At 73.7% G+C, this 15121-nt stretch carries 13 protein-coding genes; 3 read left to right on the forward strand and 10 right to left on the reverse strand.

The window, feature by feature from the left end; all coding sequences use genetic code 11:
* Positions 1–11: 11 nt before the first annotated feature.
* From ABD841_RS25120 to ABD841_RS25150, 7 genes are all read right to left on the reverse strand, one after another.
* Positions 12–656: a response regulator transcription factor gene (locus tag ABD841_RS25120; protein ID WP_344976591.1), complete on the reverse strand. Its 645-nt coding sequence runs from the start codon at positions 654–656 to the stop codon at positions 12–14.
* Entirely contained in the window at positions 647–1771 is a 1125-nt protein-coding gene (locus ABD841_RS25125; protein ID WP_344976594.1) for a sensor histidine kinase, read from the reverse strand. Before ABD841_RS25125 ends, ABD841_RS25120 begins: the two co-directional genes overlap by 10 nt.
* A complete protein-coding gene (locus ABD841_RS25130) occupies positions 1768–2409 on the reverse strand; it encodes a DedA family protein (RefSeq protein WP_344976597.1) in 642 nt (213 codons plus the stop codon). Before ABD841_RS25130 ends, ABD841_RS25125 begins: the two co-directional genes overlap by 4 nt.
* Positions 2410–2775: 366 nt before the next feature.
* Positions 2776–3405, reverse strand: coding sequence for a YigZ family protein (locus ABD841_RS25135; protein ID WP_344976600.1), 630 nt, complete (start codon positions 3403–3405; stop codon positions 2776–2778).
* A gap of 23 nt (positions 3406–3428) precedes the next feature.
* Positions 3429–4274 carry an ATP-binding cassette domain-containing protein gene (locus tag ABD841_RS25140; RefSeq protein WP_425582036.1) on the reverse strand — a complete coding sequence of 282 codons (846 nt, stop codon included), beginning with the start codon at positions 4272–4274 and terminating at the stop codon, positions 3429–3431.
* Positions 4271–5299: an ABC transporter permease gene (locus ABD841_RS25145; protein ID WP_344976603.1), complete on the reverse strand. Its 1029-nt coding sequence runs from the start codon at positions 5297–5299 to the stop codon at positions 4271–4273. The genes ABD841_RS25140 and ABD841_RS25145 overlap by 4 nt, the downstream gene beginning before the upstream one ends.
* On the reverse strand, positions 5296–6288 hold the full coding sequence (locus tag ABD841_RS25150) for a sugar ABC transporter substrate-binding protein (protein ID WP_344976606.1): 993 nt from the start codon (positions 6286–6288) through the stop codon (positions 5296–5298). The genes ABD841_RS25145 and ABD841_RS25150 overlap by 4 nt, the downstream gene beginning before the upstream one ends.
* A gap of 485 nt (positions 6289–6773) precedes the next feature.
* Between ABD841_RS25150 and ABD841_RS25155 the strand changes: the two genes are divergently transcribed.
* Positions 6774–7760: a sulfotransferase family protein gene (locus ABD841_RS25155; RefSeq protein WP_344976609.1), complete on the forward strand. Its 987-nt coding sequence runs from the start codon at positions 6774–6776 to the stop codon at positions 7758–7760.
* 98 nt (positions 7761–7858) lie between these two features.
* On the opposite strand, the gene ABD841_RS25160 is transcribed toward ABD841_RS25155, so the two are convergent.
* The 3 genes from ABD841_RS25160 to ABD841_RS25170 form a co-directional block, all read right to left on the reverse strand.
* Complete coding sequence (locus ABD841_RS25160; RefSeq protein ID WP_344976612.1) at positions 7859–8788, reverse strand: glycoside hydrolase family protein; 930 nt, start codon at positions 8786–8788, stop codon at positions 7859–7861.
* A gap of 295 nt (positions 8789–9083) precedes the next feature.
* The gene (locus tag ABD841_RS25165) at positions 9084–10424 is read right to left on the reverse strand and encodes a lanthionine synthetase LanC family protein (protein ID WP_344976615.1); all 1341 of its coding nucleotides are present in this window, start codon (positions 10422–10424) and stop codon (positions 9084–9086) included.
* Positions 10425–10605: 181 nt separating this feature from the next.
* Entirely contained in the window at positions 10606–11409 is an 804-nt protein-coding gene (locus ABD841_RS25170; protein WP_344976618.1) for an inositol monophosphatase family protein, read from the reverse strand.
* A 256-nt stretch (positions 11410–11665) separates the two neighbouring features.
* Between ABD841_RS25170 and ABD841_RS25175 the strand changes: the two genes are divergently transcribed.
* Together ABD841_RS25175 and ABD841_RS25180 are read left to right on the forward strand one after the other, a co-directional pair.
* Positions 11666–12406 (forward strand): GntR family transcriptional regulator, encoded by a 741-nt coding sequence (locus ABD841_RS25175; protein WP_344976622.1) that lies wholly within the window; start codon positions 11666–11668, stop codon positions 12404–12406.
* A 210-nt stretch (positions 12407–12616) separates the two neighbouring features.
* Positions 12617–14914: an ATP-binding protein gene (locus tag ABD841_RS25180; protein WP_344976625.1), complete on the forward strand. Its 2298-nt coding sequence runs from the start codon at positions 12617–12619 to the stop codon at positions 14912–14914.
* The last annotated feature ends 207 nt before the right edge of the window (positions 14915–15121 follow it).

Raw genomic sequence — 15121 nt, forward strand, 5'->3', positions numbered from 1 at the left:
CCGGGATCCCGTCAGGACCCGAGGTAACGCAGCACGGCGAGGACCCGGCGGCTGTAACCGGTGACGTGCAACAGGCCGAGCTTGTCGAAGATGGCGTTGACGTGCTTCTCCACGGCGCTCTGCGAGACGTTGAGCCGCTCGGCGACGGAGGCGTTGGTGCAGCCCTGCGCCATCTGGTCGAGCACCTCGCGCTCGCGCGCGGTGAGGCGGCCGAGCGGGTCCGCGTGGGTGGTGCGGGCCAGGAGCTGGCGCACCACCTCGGGGTCGAAGGCCGCTCCCCCGGCCCCGACACGGTCGAGCGCGTCGAGGAAGTCGGCGACCTGGGCCACCCGGTCCTTGAGAAGGTAGCCCACCCCGTCGATGTCGCCGCTCATCAGTTCGGTGGCGTACCGCTTCTCGACGTACTGCGACAGGACCAGCACGCGCGTGCCCGGCCAGCGGCGCCGGATCTCCAGCGCCGCCCGCAGTCCCTCGTCGGTGTGGGCCGGCGGCATCCGCACGTCGGCGACCACGATGTCGGGCCGGTGCTCGGCCACGGCGGCGAGGAGCGCCTCGCCGTCGCCGACCGCGGCCGGGACCTCGTGCCCCTCCTCGACCAGCAACCGGACCAGCCCTTCACGCAGCAGCGTGGAGTCTTCGGCGAGGATCACGCGCACGGCAGCTCCGCGACGACCTCGGTGGGCCCGCCGGGCGGGCTGTCGACACGGAACCGGCCGTCCAGCGCGGCCACCCTGCGGGCCAGGCCGGACAGCCCGCCGCCCGCGGGGTCGGCGCCGCCGCGCCCGTCGTCGCGGACGCGCACGACGATCATCGTTCCCTCCCTGAGGATCTCGACGGTGACCGAACCGGCCGCCGCGTGCTTGGCCGCGTTCGTGACCGCCTCGCAGACCACGAAGTAGGCCGCCGTCTCCACCTGCGGGGCGGGACGCCCGTCGAGACCGTAGCGCACGGCCACGGGCAGCCCGGCCCGCTCGGCCACCGTGGCGACGGCGTCCCCGAGCCCGAGGGAGTCCAGGCCGGTCGGGTAGACCCGCCAGGCCACGTCCCGCAGGTCCGCCAGCGCCTGACCGGCCTGGTCGTGGGCCTGGCGGAGCAGGTCGTCGAGCAGCTCGGGCGAGCGTCCCCTGCGCGCGCGGCCGAGCAGCACGGCCAGCGCGACCAGGCGCTGCTGGACCCCGTCGTGTAGATCACGCTCGATACGCCTGCGCTCCTGGTCGACGGCGGCCACGATGCCCGAGCGGGTCTCGGCCAGCTGCGCGATGCGGCGTTCGAGGAGCTCGGTGGGGCTCGGCCCCAGCACCTGCCGGGCGACCCGCCGCTCCAGGCCGACGAGCCCGGCCAGGCCCATCACCTCCAGGAAGAGCAGGACGGACCCGGCGACCAGGAAGTAGAGGGCGAGCGGCGGAGAGGCGACCATGCCGTCGAACGGCTCACCGCGGGCCCAGCGCCAGGCGATGAGCACGACGCTGCCGGCCCCGACCCCCAGCAGGATCAGCAACAGGCAGCCGAGCACCCCGAGCGGCCAGCGCCAGGCCAGGTAGCGCACCGCCCGGCGCCCGTCGTACCCGGACACCTCCCGCTCGCCGAGGAGCCTCAGCCGCAGGACCTCGGCGCCGGCCAGCCGGACGGCGCCCGCCAGCACGCGCGGGCGGGCCCGCGGCAGGAGCAGGAAGGGACCGGCCAGGAGGAGGAAGGCCAGCTCGGCCAGGGCCGAGGGCACCCCGAGCGCGAGCCCGGCCAGCGCCCGGCCGGCCCCGGCGACCGCGGTCACGACTGGGCGTGGTGCTTGCCCTTGCGCCTGTCGGAGATCCGGACCACCACGAAGACCACCGCGGCGAGCACGACCACGGCGAGCACGCCCTTGGAGACGATCCCCATGTAGTCCTCGACCAGGGTCCAGCTCTCACCGAGCAGGTACCCGGCCATCACGAACGCCGTGTTCCAGATCAGGCTGCCCAACGTGGTGAGGAGGGTGAAAATGCTGATCGGCATGCGCTCGATCCCGGCCGGGATCGAAATGAGGCTCCGGAAGATCGGGATCATCCGGCCGAAGAAGACGCTCTTCTTGCCGTGCCGGGCGAACCACGCCTCGGTCTTCTCGATGTCGGCGACGCTCACCAGCGGCAGCTTCGAGGCGATGGCGATCACTCGCTCCCGGCCGAGCAGTGCCCCGACCCCGTAGAGCGCCAGCGCGCCGACCACCGACCCGAGTGTCGTCCAGAGCACGGCGTCGAACAGCCCCATGTTCCCCTTGCTCGCGGTGAATCCGGCCAGCGGCAGGATCACCTCGCTCGGCAGCGGCGGGAACAGATTCTCCAGCGCAATGGCCAGCCCCGCTCCGGGCGCGCCCAGGGTCTCCATGAGGTTGATCGCCCATCCGGCGATTCCGTCGACATTCGGTGAACTCATAGGGACAAGGCTACGGAGAGCTGGATACGGCGTGCATGAGGAACGCCGTCGACCTTCGCCCGGACGCACCCCAGCGGCGGGCTGCGGAAAACCCCAGGCGCCCGCGGCGCGGCCCGGCGTGGACCGGCGTCCGGCGCGCACTTTCGGCGGTTCGCCATCGTTTCAGCACGTCACCGGGCATATCCGGCGTCCCGCCGAGGACGCGGCGCGCGTTCCGAGAGCCCGTGCCGGTCGCCGGCGGGCCGGCGCGCGGGCCGGCGCGCGGCGACGAGTGATACAGAAGTGTGACCTATCCCACGTTTCCCTCGCCCGGCGGCGCGGCCCGTCCGCGCCGCCGTCCCCGGCCGGGCTCCGCGGAGACCGGGGTCAGGCCTTCCTGAGGTGGACCGTCTCGCCCTCCTCGACCGCCGCCCGCCCGGCGGTCAGCGTGGCGATCCAGCCGGGGAAGGCCGGCAGGTCCGACTCGCGCACCGCGACGCGGAAGGCGACCTCGGCGCCGTAGCCGACCTCCCTGACCTCGTACGGCGAGGCGTGCAGGTCGTTCTCCAGCCGTCCGGCCCGGACGTGGTCGACCGTCACCGTCACGACCCGGGCGGGCACCATCTCGACCAGCGGGGTGAGGTCCAGCGTCTTGCCGACGGCCGAGCCGTAGGCACGGACCAGGCCGCCCGCGCCGAGCTTCACCCCGCCGAAGTAGCGGGTGACCACCGTCACCGCGTCGGAGATCCCCCGGCGCAGCAGCGTCTCCAGCATCGGGGTGCCCGCCGTGCCGCCCGGCTCGCCGTCGTCGTCGGCCCGCTGGATCCGGCGGTCGCCGCCGATCACGTAGGCCGAGCAGTTGTGCGTGGCGTCGCCGTACAGGCGCCTGCGGCCGGCCACGAACTCCCTGGCCGCCTCCTCGGAGGACGCCGGAGCGACCGCGCACAGGAACCGCGACCGCTTGATCTCGAACTCGTGCTCGGTGAGGTGTTCCGGGGTCAGGTACGGCTCGTGCACCCGGACAGGCTACCGGCGCGGGGTCAGCCGGCCGGATCGGGACGGCCCAGCTCGTGGGCGAGTTGCTCCAGCTCCGCCCCGCCGGCCATCAGGGAGGTGAGCTCGTCCCGGGTGATGTCGCCCTTGCCGTACTCGCCGAGGCTGGTCCCCCGGTTGAGCACCAGGAAGCGGTCACCGATCGGGTAGGCGTGCTGGGGGTTGTGGGTGATGAAGACGACGCCCAGTCCCCGGTCGCGGGCCTGGGCGATGTAGCGCAGGACGACGCCGGCCTGCTTGACGCCCAGCGCGGAGGTGGGCTCGTCCAGGATGAGCACGCGGGCCCCGAAGTACACCGCGCGGGCGATCGCCACGGACTGGCGCTCGCCGCCGGACAGGGTGCCCACCGGCTGGTCGACGTCGCGGATGTCGATGCCCATGGAGCGCAGTTCCTCGCGGACCACGCGCCTGGCCCGGACCACGTCGAAGCGGCGCAGCGGGCCCCAGCCGCGCGAGAGCTCGGAGCCGAGGAAGAAGTTCCGCCAGACCGACATCAACGGGATCATCGCCAGGTCCTGGTAGACCGTGGCGATGCCGCGGTCGAGGGCGTCGCGGGGGCTGCCGAAGGCGGCGGGGGCGCCGTCCACCAGGTACTCCCCGGAGTCGGGGACGTACACGCCCGACAGGATCTTGATGAGTGTGGACTTGCCGGCGCCGTTGTCGCCGAGGACGCAGGTCACCTCGCCCGCGCGCACCCGCGTGGAGACGTCGCGCAACGCGATCACCCCGCCGAACGTCTTGCCCGCGCGCCTGACCTCCAGCAGGGGGACGGCCGTTCCCGGCCCGCCCGTCCCGGGGACGGCGTCCGGCCGAATCTCCTCCGGTCCGGTCAACGCTTCACCTCCTCGGCGTAGCGGCGTACGAAGCGGTTGGCGAGGGTGGCCAGCAGCAGCATGGCGCCCAGGAAGAACGTGAACCAGTCGGCGTCCCAGCCCGCGAAGACGATGCCCTTGTCGGCCATGCCGAAGATCATCGCGCCGACGGAGGCGCCGATCGCGGAGCCGTACCCGCCGGTGAGCAGGCAGCCGCCGATCACCGCCGCGATGATGTAGACGAACTCCTGACCGATGCCGGAGTTGGCCTGGACCGAGGTGAAGCGCAGCGCCATGATCGAGCCGACCAGCCAGGCGGCGACGGCGGTGGTCATGAACAGCGCGATCTTCGTCCGCTCGGCGGGGACGCCGACCGCGCGGGCGGCCTGCTCGTCGCCGCCCACCGCGAAGATCCAGTTCCCGGGCCGGGTCCGGGTCAGCACCCAGGTGGCCAGGGCGGTGACGGCGACCCACCAGGCGATCGCCACCCGGAAGTCGGTCCCGCCGAGCGGGACGGTCCCGGCGAGCAGGGCCCGCGCCTCCTCGTACCCCTCGGCCCGGCGCAGGCCGCCGACCTGGACGGTACCGGTCAGCGCCTTGGTGACGCCGAGGTTGACCCCCTGGAGCATCAGGAAGGTGGCAAGGGTGACGATGAAGCTCGGCAGGCGGGTGCGGACCACGATCAGCCCGTTGAGGAAGCCGATCAGCAGCGCCGCGGCCAGGGCGGCGAGCATCGCGGTCCACACCGACAGGCCGTACCGGGTGGCGAGGATCACCATGATCAGGCCGGTGGTGCCGGTGAGCACCCCGGCGGACAGGTCGAACTCGCCGCCGATCATCAGCAGCGCGATCGCCACCGCCATGATGCCGAGCGTGGCGGCCGGGTCCAGCCAGTTGGCCAGGCCGTCGACCGAGCGGAACGTGGCCGACTGGCCGGCGAAGAACGCGAAGACCACGAACGCGCCGACCACGGCGCCCAGCTCCGGCCGGATGAGCAGGCGCCGGGTCAGCCCGGTCCGGGCCAGCCGCTCGTCCGCGACGGTCACCGGGTGCCGTTCTCGGCCAGCTTGGCCACCTGCTCGGCGTTGTCCTTGGTGACGAAGCCCGGGCCGGTGTTGACCGGGAGGCCGCCGCCGACGGTGTTGAGGTTCTCCTTGTAGAGGACCAGGAACGTGATCGGCAGCCAGCCCTGGAGGTACTGCTGCTGGTCGACCGCGAACAGCACCTCGCCGTCCCGGATCGCGGCGACCACGTCGGCCGACAGGTCGAAGGTGCCGAGCTTGGCCGCCGAGCCGGCGTCGGCGATCGCGTCACGGGCGGCCACGGCCACGGCCGGGTTCAGGGTGAGCACGCCGTTGAGCGAGGGGTCGGACTGGAGCCTGGCCTTGATCTTGGAGGTGGCGTCGGCCAGGTTGCCCACGTCGACCTGGAGTCGCTCGACCGTGCCGCCCAGCCCCTTGGTCGCGCCGTTGCAGCGCTGGTCGAGACCGACGTTCCCGGCCTCGTGGATGACGCAGAGCAGCTTGGTGACCCCTTCGGCCTTGAGCTTCTCGCCCGCGCCGCGGCCCGCCACGTCCTCGGACTGGCCGACGTGGGTGATCGCGCCGAACTCCCGGGAGAAATCGCCGCCGGAGTTGATGGTGATCACCGGGATCCGCGCGGCCACGGCCTTGCCGACGGCCTCCTTCAGCGCGTCGGGGTTGGCCATGGAGACCACGATGCCGTCGACCTTCTGGCTGACGGCCTGGTCGATGAGCTGGGACTGCCGGGCGGGGTCCCCGTCGCCCTGGTAGGTCACCGTGACGCCGTACCGCTTGCCCGCCGCCTCGGCGCCGTTCTTGACCACGTCCCAGAAGGCGTCGCCCGCGCTGGCGTGGGTGATGACGGCGAAGGTGCCCTCCGCCGCCGGCGCGGCGGCGTTCGCGGCGCCCGCGGGCACCGTGGCGCCCTGGTCACCGCCCCGCCCGCTCGAGCAGCCGGCCAGGGTGGACAAGCCCAGCACGGCCGCCACGACCAGTCCTGTCGTCCTTTTCATCGGTAACCTCCGTGCGCTGTCTCGCCGGATCCGCCCCGTCCCTGGTTTGTAACCAACGCATTACCTACGTGTCAATGATTTGTCGTGACATTAGGACTTACGCACTTAGGGCGGATGCCTCTTCATCCCCAGACTCGTCTCTATGTCATGACATTCATACATCCTGTTACCTGACTTTTGACTTATCGTCGCCATCTCATGACAGAACGTGAACATCGCCGCCCAGGTCTAACCACCCGGAAAGAGGGCATAGACATTCTGGCTCCCCATAAAGCGACAAATCATCGCTTTCGCTGACAAAGAGGAGAAAGAGCACTCCACTCACCGAAAGGGACGAGATGCCGGCGCCCGGGATGCGGGCGCCGCCACCGACAGCCACATCCCCGCAACCGAGGAGTCCCTCGGTCTCCGTTTCCGGGGCCTTGCCTTTGCCCGGAAAGGGATTATATTTGCGATAATATCAGTAGGGATTAAGGGTAATAACGATGCCCCTGCCGGATTTCCTCACGATCGGTGCCCCCAAGGCGGGAACCACCGCCCTGCACGCCGCACTGGCCCGGCACCCGGGCCTCTTCCTGTCCGCGGTCAAGGAGCCGAAGTTCTTCCTCAGCGACGGCCCGCCGCCGACCCGGGGAGGTCCGGGCGACGCCCAGACCTACCGCGAGCACATCTGGCGGCGCGAGGACTACGAGGCCCTGTTCTCGGCGGCCCCCGCGGGCACGCTACGGGGCGAGTCCACCCCGTTCTACCTGTACGACCTCCGGGCGCAGGAGCGCGTCAGGAAGCTGATCCCGGATGCCAGGCTCATCGTCGTGCTGCGCGACCCGGTGGAGCGCGCCCACTCCAACTGGACCCACCTGTGGTCGGCCGGACTGGAACCGATCGGCGACGTGGTGCGGGCCTGCGCCGAGGAGGAGCGGCGCGTCAGGGCGGGCTGGGCGCCCTTCTGGCACTACGTCTCCCTGGGCAGGTACGGCGAGCAGCTGAGCCACCTGTACACCCTGTTCCCCCGCGAGCAGGTGCTGGTCTTCCGCTACCGCGACCTGGTCGACCGTCCCGTCGACACCCTCGACCGGATCTGCCGCTTCCTCGGCGTCGAGACCGGCGTCATCACCGAGGTTCCCCGGGAGAACGTGACCGCCCATCCCGAACCCACCCGCGGCCACCGGGTGCTGTCGCGGGCGCTGCGGGTGGGGGCGGCGATCGAGCGGTTCCTGCCGCCGCGGGCGAGCGGGGCGCTGACCGACCCGCTGGAGCGCCGGCTCCAGCAGCGGGCCCGCTCCCGCCAGCCGCTGACCTGGGAGCAGCGGGCCAGGCTGCTCGGCTACTTCACCGAGGACGTGGCGCTGCTGCAACGGGTGACCGGCGAGGACTTCAGCGACTGGCTGCTCCCCCGGGAGCGCTCCGGCGGGCTGGTGGGCACCCGCCCCGACGGTCAGCGGCAGGCCCGCAACGGCCGCCCCCACCCCTAGCGGCACCCTGCCCGCGAACCTCGCCGGCCGCCGCGGACCGCGGCCGGGGTGCCCCGAAGGCGGTCCGCGGCGGCCCGCCGACGCCCGGTGCGGGCACGTCAGCGCAGCTCGGTGCGGAGCTCGTGGGCGCCGTCCGCGCGGGTGTACTCGTAGTAGAGCCGCCGCCCGCCGCCGGGCAGGTCCACGATGTCCAGGTAGCGCAGCCCGCCGCCCGCGTGCGGCGAGGCCGCGGCGGGCACGGTGCCGACCTGGGTGAGCAGGGCCGGGTCGGCGCCGACCGCCACGCCGGTCTTCTCCTCGTAGTTCTCCGCGGCGGTGGCCCGCCCGTCGTAGAAGGCCACGACCTCGTCGCCCAGGAAGCGGACGGCGGCCACCCGGGTACCCCGGGCGTCCCAGCTGCCGGGCCGGCCGCTGAGCGCCGTGCCCTGCCAGGTCCACTCGACGCCGTCGACGCTGGTGGCGTAGTCGGTCACCATCTGGTCGGCCTCGTCCGGCTCGGCCAGCGGGTGGCAGGAGGCCCACAGGTGCCACAGGCCGTCATGCCAGACGATCACCGTGTCCTTGACGCCCGTCTTGGGGTCGCCGGGGAGGACGACCTGGCTCCGCTCGGCGCGGAACCCGGACGGATCGTCGGCCTCCAGCATCTCCACCCGCCAGTGCTTGCTGCCGTAGGTGGCGCAGCTGAGGTAGAGCCGCCAGCGTCCCTCGGGGGTGCGGACCAGGGTGGGCCGCTCCAGCGACTCGGTGTCCATCTCCTCCCTGCTGATCGTGAGCAGGGTCTCGAACCGCTCACCGTCGGAGGACCGGGCGACGACGACGGCGTAGCCGCGCCCCTCGCCGACCGGGCGGCGCAGCCGGTAGGCGAGGTAGATCTTTCCGTCGCTCTCCACCGCGCTCGGCGCGCCGGCCCAGTGGCCCTCGCCCGGACGGGCGGGCTCGATCGCCACGGTCGACTGGTCGGGGTCGGGCAGGAAGTCCTCGATGGTCAGCACGACACCGAGGGTAGGCAGGGCTTCCGCTGCGCTCATGGAGAATCACCAATCGTGGTCACGTGCCTGGCCGTCCCTTGACGACCAGGGGACGACATCGTTCTTCAGGGCCTTCCGCACGGGGGGATGCCGGCGTCCGCCGCCTCCCCCCGTCGGGAACGGCACGGTCGAAAGTGCCGGAATGCGCGTGAAAGGGCAGGTGAGGGGCACCGGGCGCGGTGAGAGCCTTGATGCTTGACGGTACACGCTGCCGGAGGATGCGCAGGATTGGACGCGCGGGTGTCTCCCACGTGCGTGCCGGCCGACCCCGTACGCCGGCGTGCGCCCGTGACCGTCATGAGCGGCGGAGCGTGGCGCCCGGCACGGGGATGGCCGGAAACGGGTTGTCCGGCGGCAGGATGAGCCGCCCGGCCCGCTCCGGGTGCGCGGTGGCGTCCAGGTGGAGCAGGGCGGCACCGATGCCGGCGGCGCCGACCATGTAGCCGGTGTCGGCGGTGACCTCCCAGGGGCGCAGGCGCCGGTAGACCTGGTACCACCGCGCGCCCCGCCCGTCGTGGCGGGTGACCCGGCCGGTCAGGCTCTCCCCCAGGGTGCGGGCGAACTCCAGGTGGTCGGGGCGGCCGGTCACCGCCCAGAGCCCGACGAACAGTTCCAGCAGGCCCGCGGTGCCGCAGCACTGACAGGCCGAGTCCCAGTAGCCGCCGGTCCGCCGGGCCGGGGCGCCGCTGCGGACGACGCCCCTGGCCAGCCGTTCGACCCAGTCGAGGTCGGCGGCGTCGCCCGCCACCCGGTACAGCTCGTAGAACATCCGCGCCACCCCGGCGGACCCCGAGCAGAACCCCAGGTAGTGCAGGTCGCGGCCCTGCGGAAGATGGTGCGGGACCAGGGCGCACCGTTCGGTCACGGTGCTGACCGCGCGGACGAAGTCGGCCCCGCGGCGGGCGGCGCCCAGGAAGGCGCCCTCACCGGTCAGGCCGTACAGGCGGGCGAGCAGGAAGGCGGTGCCGGCGGTGCCGGATAGGAAGCCCGGGGTGACCGCGTCGAGCGGCAGATCGGCGCAGGCTCCCTCGCCGAAGCGGTGCCCGGGGACGACGAGGGCGGCGATGCGGGCGCCGGCCTCGACGGCGACCTCCTGGTAGGCGGGCACCCCCAGGATGCCCGCCGCGTGCAGCAACCCCAGGACGATCCCGCCGTCACCGCGCTGGGCGGGGTCACCGGTCCAGCCCGGCGCGCCGTCGATCGACCGGGCCGCGCGCACGATGTGGTCGCCGATCTCCCCGGCCTCGGTCTCGAAGGCGTGCTCGCCGGTGGCCCACCCGGTCTCCGCGAGCGCGAACATCACCCCGGCCAGCCCGTGGTGGAGGGAGAGGTCGGCCTGCTCCCGCCAGGTGGCGGCGAGGTAGCGGGCCCCGGCCACGGCGTCGTCGAGGTAGCTCTCGTCACCGGTGGCGGCGGCGAGTTCCAGGAAGAACACCACGATCCCGGCCGCCCCCGAGTACAGCGACAGCGGATGGTCGGGCATGGCGGCCCGGCCCCGGGGGTCGGGGTTGGCCCGCCAGTGCCGCCCCCGCGCGTCGTCCACGGCCGCGGAGCGGATCCAGCGCGCGGCCTCGACGGCGGTGGCCGGCGGCCCCTCGCCCTCCTGCTCCCGGCTCGTGCCCGGCTCCCGGCTCATGGCGGCTCCTTCGTGCGACGGGACGACAAGTTTACCCCTATTTCCTATAGGATCAATAGGTAATACCGGTGTGGACGGTTCGGCCGCCCGGCGTGGCGCCCACCTCCCCGGCCGGGCCACCGGGGACTCCCCCGGACGGGACCGCCGGGGACTCCCCCGGACGGGACCGCCGGGAACGCCCTCAGGTGGTACCGCCGGGAAAGGCGAGGCCGCCCACGGCCGATCCTGCCAGGTCGAACCCCGCGACGTGGGCGACATAGCCACCCGGCTCGAAAAGCGATCCGTCCAACGGGATGAAGACCCCGCCCGCCTGCCGGATCAGCAGCGCCCCCGCCGCCACGTCCCACGGGCTGACCCTGCTCCCGTAGGCCACGTCCGCCCAGCCGCCCGCGACGTGGGCCAGCTTGAGCGCGGTGCTGCCGGGACGGCGCGTGGAGGCGAAGGACACCACGCACCGCCCGAAGCGGCGCAGCGCCTCCTCCCCTCCCTCGGCCAGGTCTCCCGGGGTGGGGTAGCTGGTCAGCAGCATCGCCTCCCGGTCCCGCACGGCCCCGGCGCTGCGCAGCCGCACCCCGTTGCACCAGGACCCGCCCAGGTCGCCCCGGAACTCGTCGTCGCGCAGCGGGTCGTACACCACCCCCGCGACCAGCTCGTCCCCCACGGCGGCGGCGATCGACACGCAGAAGAACGGGACTCCCGCGGCGAAGTTCGCGGTCCCGTCGATCGGGTCGACGTACCAGCGGATCTCACCGGACCCGGCCGCACCGCCCTCCTCGCCGATGACCGTGCTGCCCGGGACGCGCTTGCCGAGGATCTCGCGGATGGCCTCCTCCGCGGCGCGGTCGTGCTCGGTCACCGGGTCGTGGAAGTCGCTCTTGGTCTGCACCGCGGGGCGCGACCTGAACGCCTCGCGAAGCCGGGGGCCCACCGAGCGCGCGGCCTCGGCCGCGATCGCGGAGAGCTCGTTCGAGGTGCTCAGGTCCATGCTTCCTCCTGCTGCGCGGGCCGCCTCTCACGGACCGCCCGGCGGCGCGGGCTCCGCCGGGCGGCGAGAAATCCGTCCGGGCCGCGGAGGCGGCGGGCCGGGCCCCTCCCGGTTCCGGCCCCGGCCCGCGCTCCGGTGGCCCGCTCTCCATCCTGTACGAGAAACGCCGGGTGTCTCGACGGACCTCGATCGGTTTTTGTCATGACATTCTGATGTCCGCTACCCTGGCCGCGGTGCGCATCAACCAGGAGGGCGAATGAGCGCGAGGCTCACCATAGATCTGGACCGGTCCAGCCCGGTGCCGCTCTACTTCCAGGTGGCCGAGCAGATCTCCGAGGCCATCCGCCGCGGCGAACTGACCCCCGGCGCCCGGCTCGACAACGAGATCCTGCTGGCCGACCAGCTGGGCCTGTCGCGCCCGACGGTCCGCCAGGCAATCCAGTACCTGGTCGACAAGGGCCTGCTGGTGCGCAAGCGCGGCGTGGGCACCCAGGTGGTGCACGGCCAGGTCAAGCGCTCGGTCGAGCTGACGAGCCTCTACGACGACCTGCGCCGGGCCGGCCAGGAGCCGGCCACCCGGGTGCTGGCCCTGGAGTCCGTCCCGGTGGAGGAGGAGATCGCCGTGATCCTCGGCCTGGCACCCGGCACCGAGGTGCTGCGCATCGAGCGGATCCGCTACGCCGCCGGGGAGCCGCTGGCGCTGCTGCACAACTGGCTGCCCTCCGGCCTGGCCCCGCTGACCGCCGACAGCCTGCAGGAACGCGGGCTGTACGAGCTGCTGCGCTCGGCCGGGGTGCGCATGCGCGTGGCGAACCAGCGCATGGGGGCGCGGGCGGCCACCGCGGCCGAGGCGAGACTGCTGGACGAGCGGCGCGGTGCCCCGCTGCTCACGATGCTCCGCACGACCTACGACGACCAGGGCAGGGCCGTCGAGCACGGCTCCCACGTCTACCGCGCCTCCCACTACTCCCTGGAGGTCACGCTCATCGAGCGCTGAGCGGCGCCGGGATGCCCGCGGCGGCGGGCCCTCGCGAGGTGTCCCGGCGCCCGGCTCCGGGTGACGGAGGCGCCGGGCCGGCGGAGGCGGCCCGGGCCGGCCAGGTCGCGGCCGGAGATCCTTCTCTCCGGACGGTCCCGCCCGAACATGGTGGCGGGGAACCACCGGGGGGAAAACTCTCCCGTATGAGATCACATCGGGGACCGAGCCGTGCGCGGCCGCCGGGATGAGTGGGCCACGGCCCTCACCGTCCTGGGGAACGTGGCCGGCACGACCGCGAACGTGCTGCTCGTCGAGGGCGAGCCCGGCATAGGGAAGACGCTGCTGCTGGACGAGGCCGCGAGCGTCGCGGCCGCGCGGGGGACGGCCGTCGCGCGCGGGCGGGCCGACGAACTGGGACGGCCTGCCCCGTTCGGACCGCTGCTGTGGGCGCTGCGGGAGGGCCCGGCGCTGCCGGCCGTCGCCAGGAGCGCCTGCGTCGAAGGGCCGGGGCTGGTGCTGTGGCTGGCCGAGCAGGTGCGGCTCTCGCTGGAGAGGAGGTCGGCCGCGGGACCGCTGCTGGTGACCCTGGACGACCTCCAGTGGGCCGACCCGGCCACGCTCATGGCCCTGCGGACGCTGCCGTCGTGGCTGGCGGCCCGGCCCGTGGCGTGGCTGCTGGCCCGCCGCAACACGGCCGCGCACGACGCGGGCCGGCTGTTCGACCTGCTGGAGGAGGAGGGAGCCGGGCGGATCGTGCTGCGCCCGCTGGACGGCGACGCGATGGCCGAGCTCGCCGCCGACACGCTGGGCGCGCCCCCCGAGGGGAGACTGGCCGAGCTGGCCACCCAGGCGGGTGGCAACCCGCTCCTGCTCCTCGCGCTCCTGACCGGGCTGCGCGAGGAGGGCGCCGTCGTGGTCGGGGCGGACGCCGCGTGCCTGTCCCGTACGGCGGCCCCCGGGGCGGGGCTGCCGCGGCGGGTGCACACCGCCGTGCGGCGACGCCTGGAGGAGCTGGACGCCAAGACCCGGCACGTCCTGGAGGCCACGGCGGTGCTCGGGCGCTCGTTCTCCCCGTCGTACGCGGCCGAGATGCTGGGTGAGACCCCGGCGGCGCTGCTCCCCCCGCTGCAGGAGGCGCTGGACGCGGGCGTGCTCGACGCCACCCCCGACGAGCTGGCCTTCCGGCACGAACTGCTGTGGCGGTCGGTCGTCGAGCGGGTTCCCGCGCCGGTGCGGCGGGCGCTGCAGGAGCAGATCGGCCGTCGCCCGCGCGGCCGGGCGGGCCCCGGGTTCCGGCACGCCGACGGGGCCACGGCGGAGCCGCTGACGAACCTGGCCCTGCTCGCCTGGGACGAGGGCCGGCTCTCGCGGGGGCTGGACCTGGCGCGCGAGGCCGCGGACCTGCCGTCCGAAGGGCTCCACCGGCACCCGCGGGCCGTGCTGGCGGCGATGCTGACCGACCTCTGGCTGCTCGACGAGGCGGAGGCGGTGATCGCGGACGCCGCGGAGAAGGCGGGGGACGATCCCGTGTGGGCCGCCGAGATCCCCGTGCTGCGCGCCCGCCTGGACCTGGCCGCGGGCCGGTTGGGCAGTGCGATCGAGCACGCCGAGACCGGGCTGACCGCCGCGGGGACGTTGGCGGCCCCGGCCCTGGCGTCCTCGGCGGTGTCGGTGCTCGGCACCGCGTCGCTGCGCGCGGGGGACGTCCCCGGCGCGGTGCGGTACCTGGAGCACGACCCGGCCAGGTCGGCGCGGGGCGTGCCGCCGTACACGCGGCTGCGCTCGGAGCTGACGGCCGGGCGGATCAGCGAGGCCTGCGGCGGCGCGGCGCGCGGGATGAGCTCCCTCGGCGGAGTCTACGACGCCCTGCCCCGGCACACCGGGGCGCTGACCAGCGAGCCGACCGCCGCCGCGTGGCTGGTGCGGGTGGCGATGGCGGTGGACGACCGGCACCGCGCCGACGCCGTCGTGGACGCGGCCGAGGGCATCGCCTGGCGCAACCCGGGCCTGCCCAACCCGTCGGTGGCCGCGGGGCACGCGCGTGCCCTGCGCGAGGGCGACCCCGAGGCGCTGCGCCGGGTGGTGGCCGACCACACCGAGATGTGGGCCAGGGGCTCCGCCGCGGAGGACCTCGGCGTGCTGCTCGGCGCCGACCCCGGCTGCCGCGCGCAGGCGGTCGAGAGCCTCGACACCGCGCTCACCTGCTACGAGGCCGCGGCGGCGGTCCGCGACGCGGCGCGGGTGCGGGGCAGGCTCCGCCGGCTGGGCGAGCGGCGCCGTCACTGGGTCAGGACCGAGCATCCGGTGTCGGGCTGGACCAGCCTGACCGCGACCGAGCGGGCCGTCTGCGGCCTGGTCGCCCAGGGGCTGACGAACCGGCAGGCCGCCGAGCAGATGTTCATCAGCGAGCACACCGTCGCCTTCCACCTGCGGCAGGTCTTCCGCAAGCTGGGCATCCACTCGCGGGTCGAACTGGCCGGGCTCGCGACCCGGGCCGACGCTGGGGCGGACATCCGCCGCCGCTGACGGACCCCGCCCGGGGGCCGCGCGCCGGGACGAACACGGACCGCGCCGGCCTGCGGCGCCCGGACTGCCCTCCTCCGGCAGGGTGATCGGCAGGTGCTCGACCGGGACGTACTCGTCCCTGAGCCGGTCGGCCTCCCGCTCGGCCGCGTCCAGCAGGCGGGGGAGCCGCTGCGTCACGTAGACCTGGCCGGGCGCGGCACCATGATC

The organism is Streptosporangium fragile, assembly GCF_039534445.1.
GTDB classification, from domain to species: Bacteria; Actinomycetota; Actinomycetes; order Streptosporangiales; family Streptosporangiaceae; genus Streptosporangium; species Streptosporangium fragile.

Coding starts and splice junctions, on each gene's coding strand:
- ABD841_RS25155 (WP_344976609.1), top strand. CDS start 6,774: ATGCCCCTGCCGGATTTCCTCACGATCGGTGCCCCCAAGGCGGGAACC.
- ABD841_RS25160 (WP_344976612.1), bottom strand. CDS start 8,788: ATGAGCGCAGCGGAAGCCCTGCCTACCCTCGGTGTCGTGCTGACCATC.
- ABD841_RS25150 (WP_344976606.1), bottom strand. CDS start 6,288: ATGAAAAGGACGACAGGACTGGTCGTGGCGGCCGTGCTGGGCTTGTCC.
- ABD841_RS25165 (WP_344976615.1), bottom strand. CDS start 10,424: ATGAGCCGGGAGCCGGGCACGAGCCGGGAGCAGGAGGGCGAGGGGCCG.
- ABD841_RS25170 (WP_344976618.1), bottom strand. CDS start 11,409: ATGGACCTGAGCACCTCGAACGAGCTCTCCGCGATCGCGGCCGAGGCC.
- ABD841_RS25175 (WP_344976622.1), top strand. CDS start 11,666: ATGAGCGCGAGGCTCACCATAGATCTGGACCGGTCCAGCCCGGTGCCG.
- ABD841_RS25130 (WP_344976597.1), bottom strand. CDS start 2,409: ATGAGTTCACCGAATGTCGACGGAATCGCCGGATGGGCGATCAACCTC.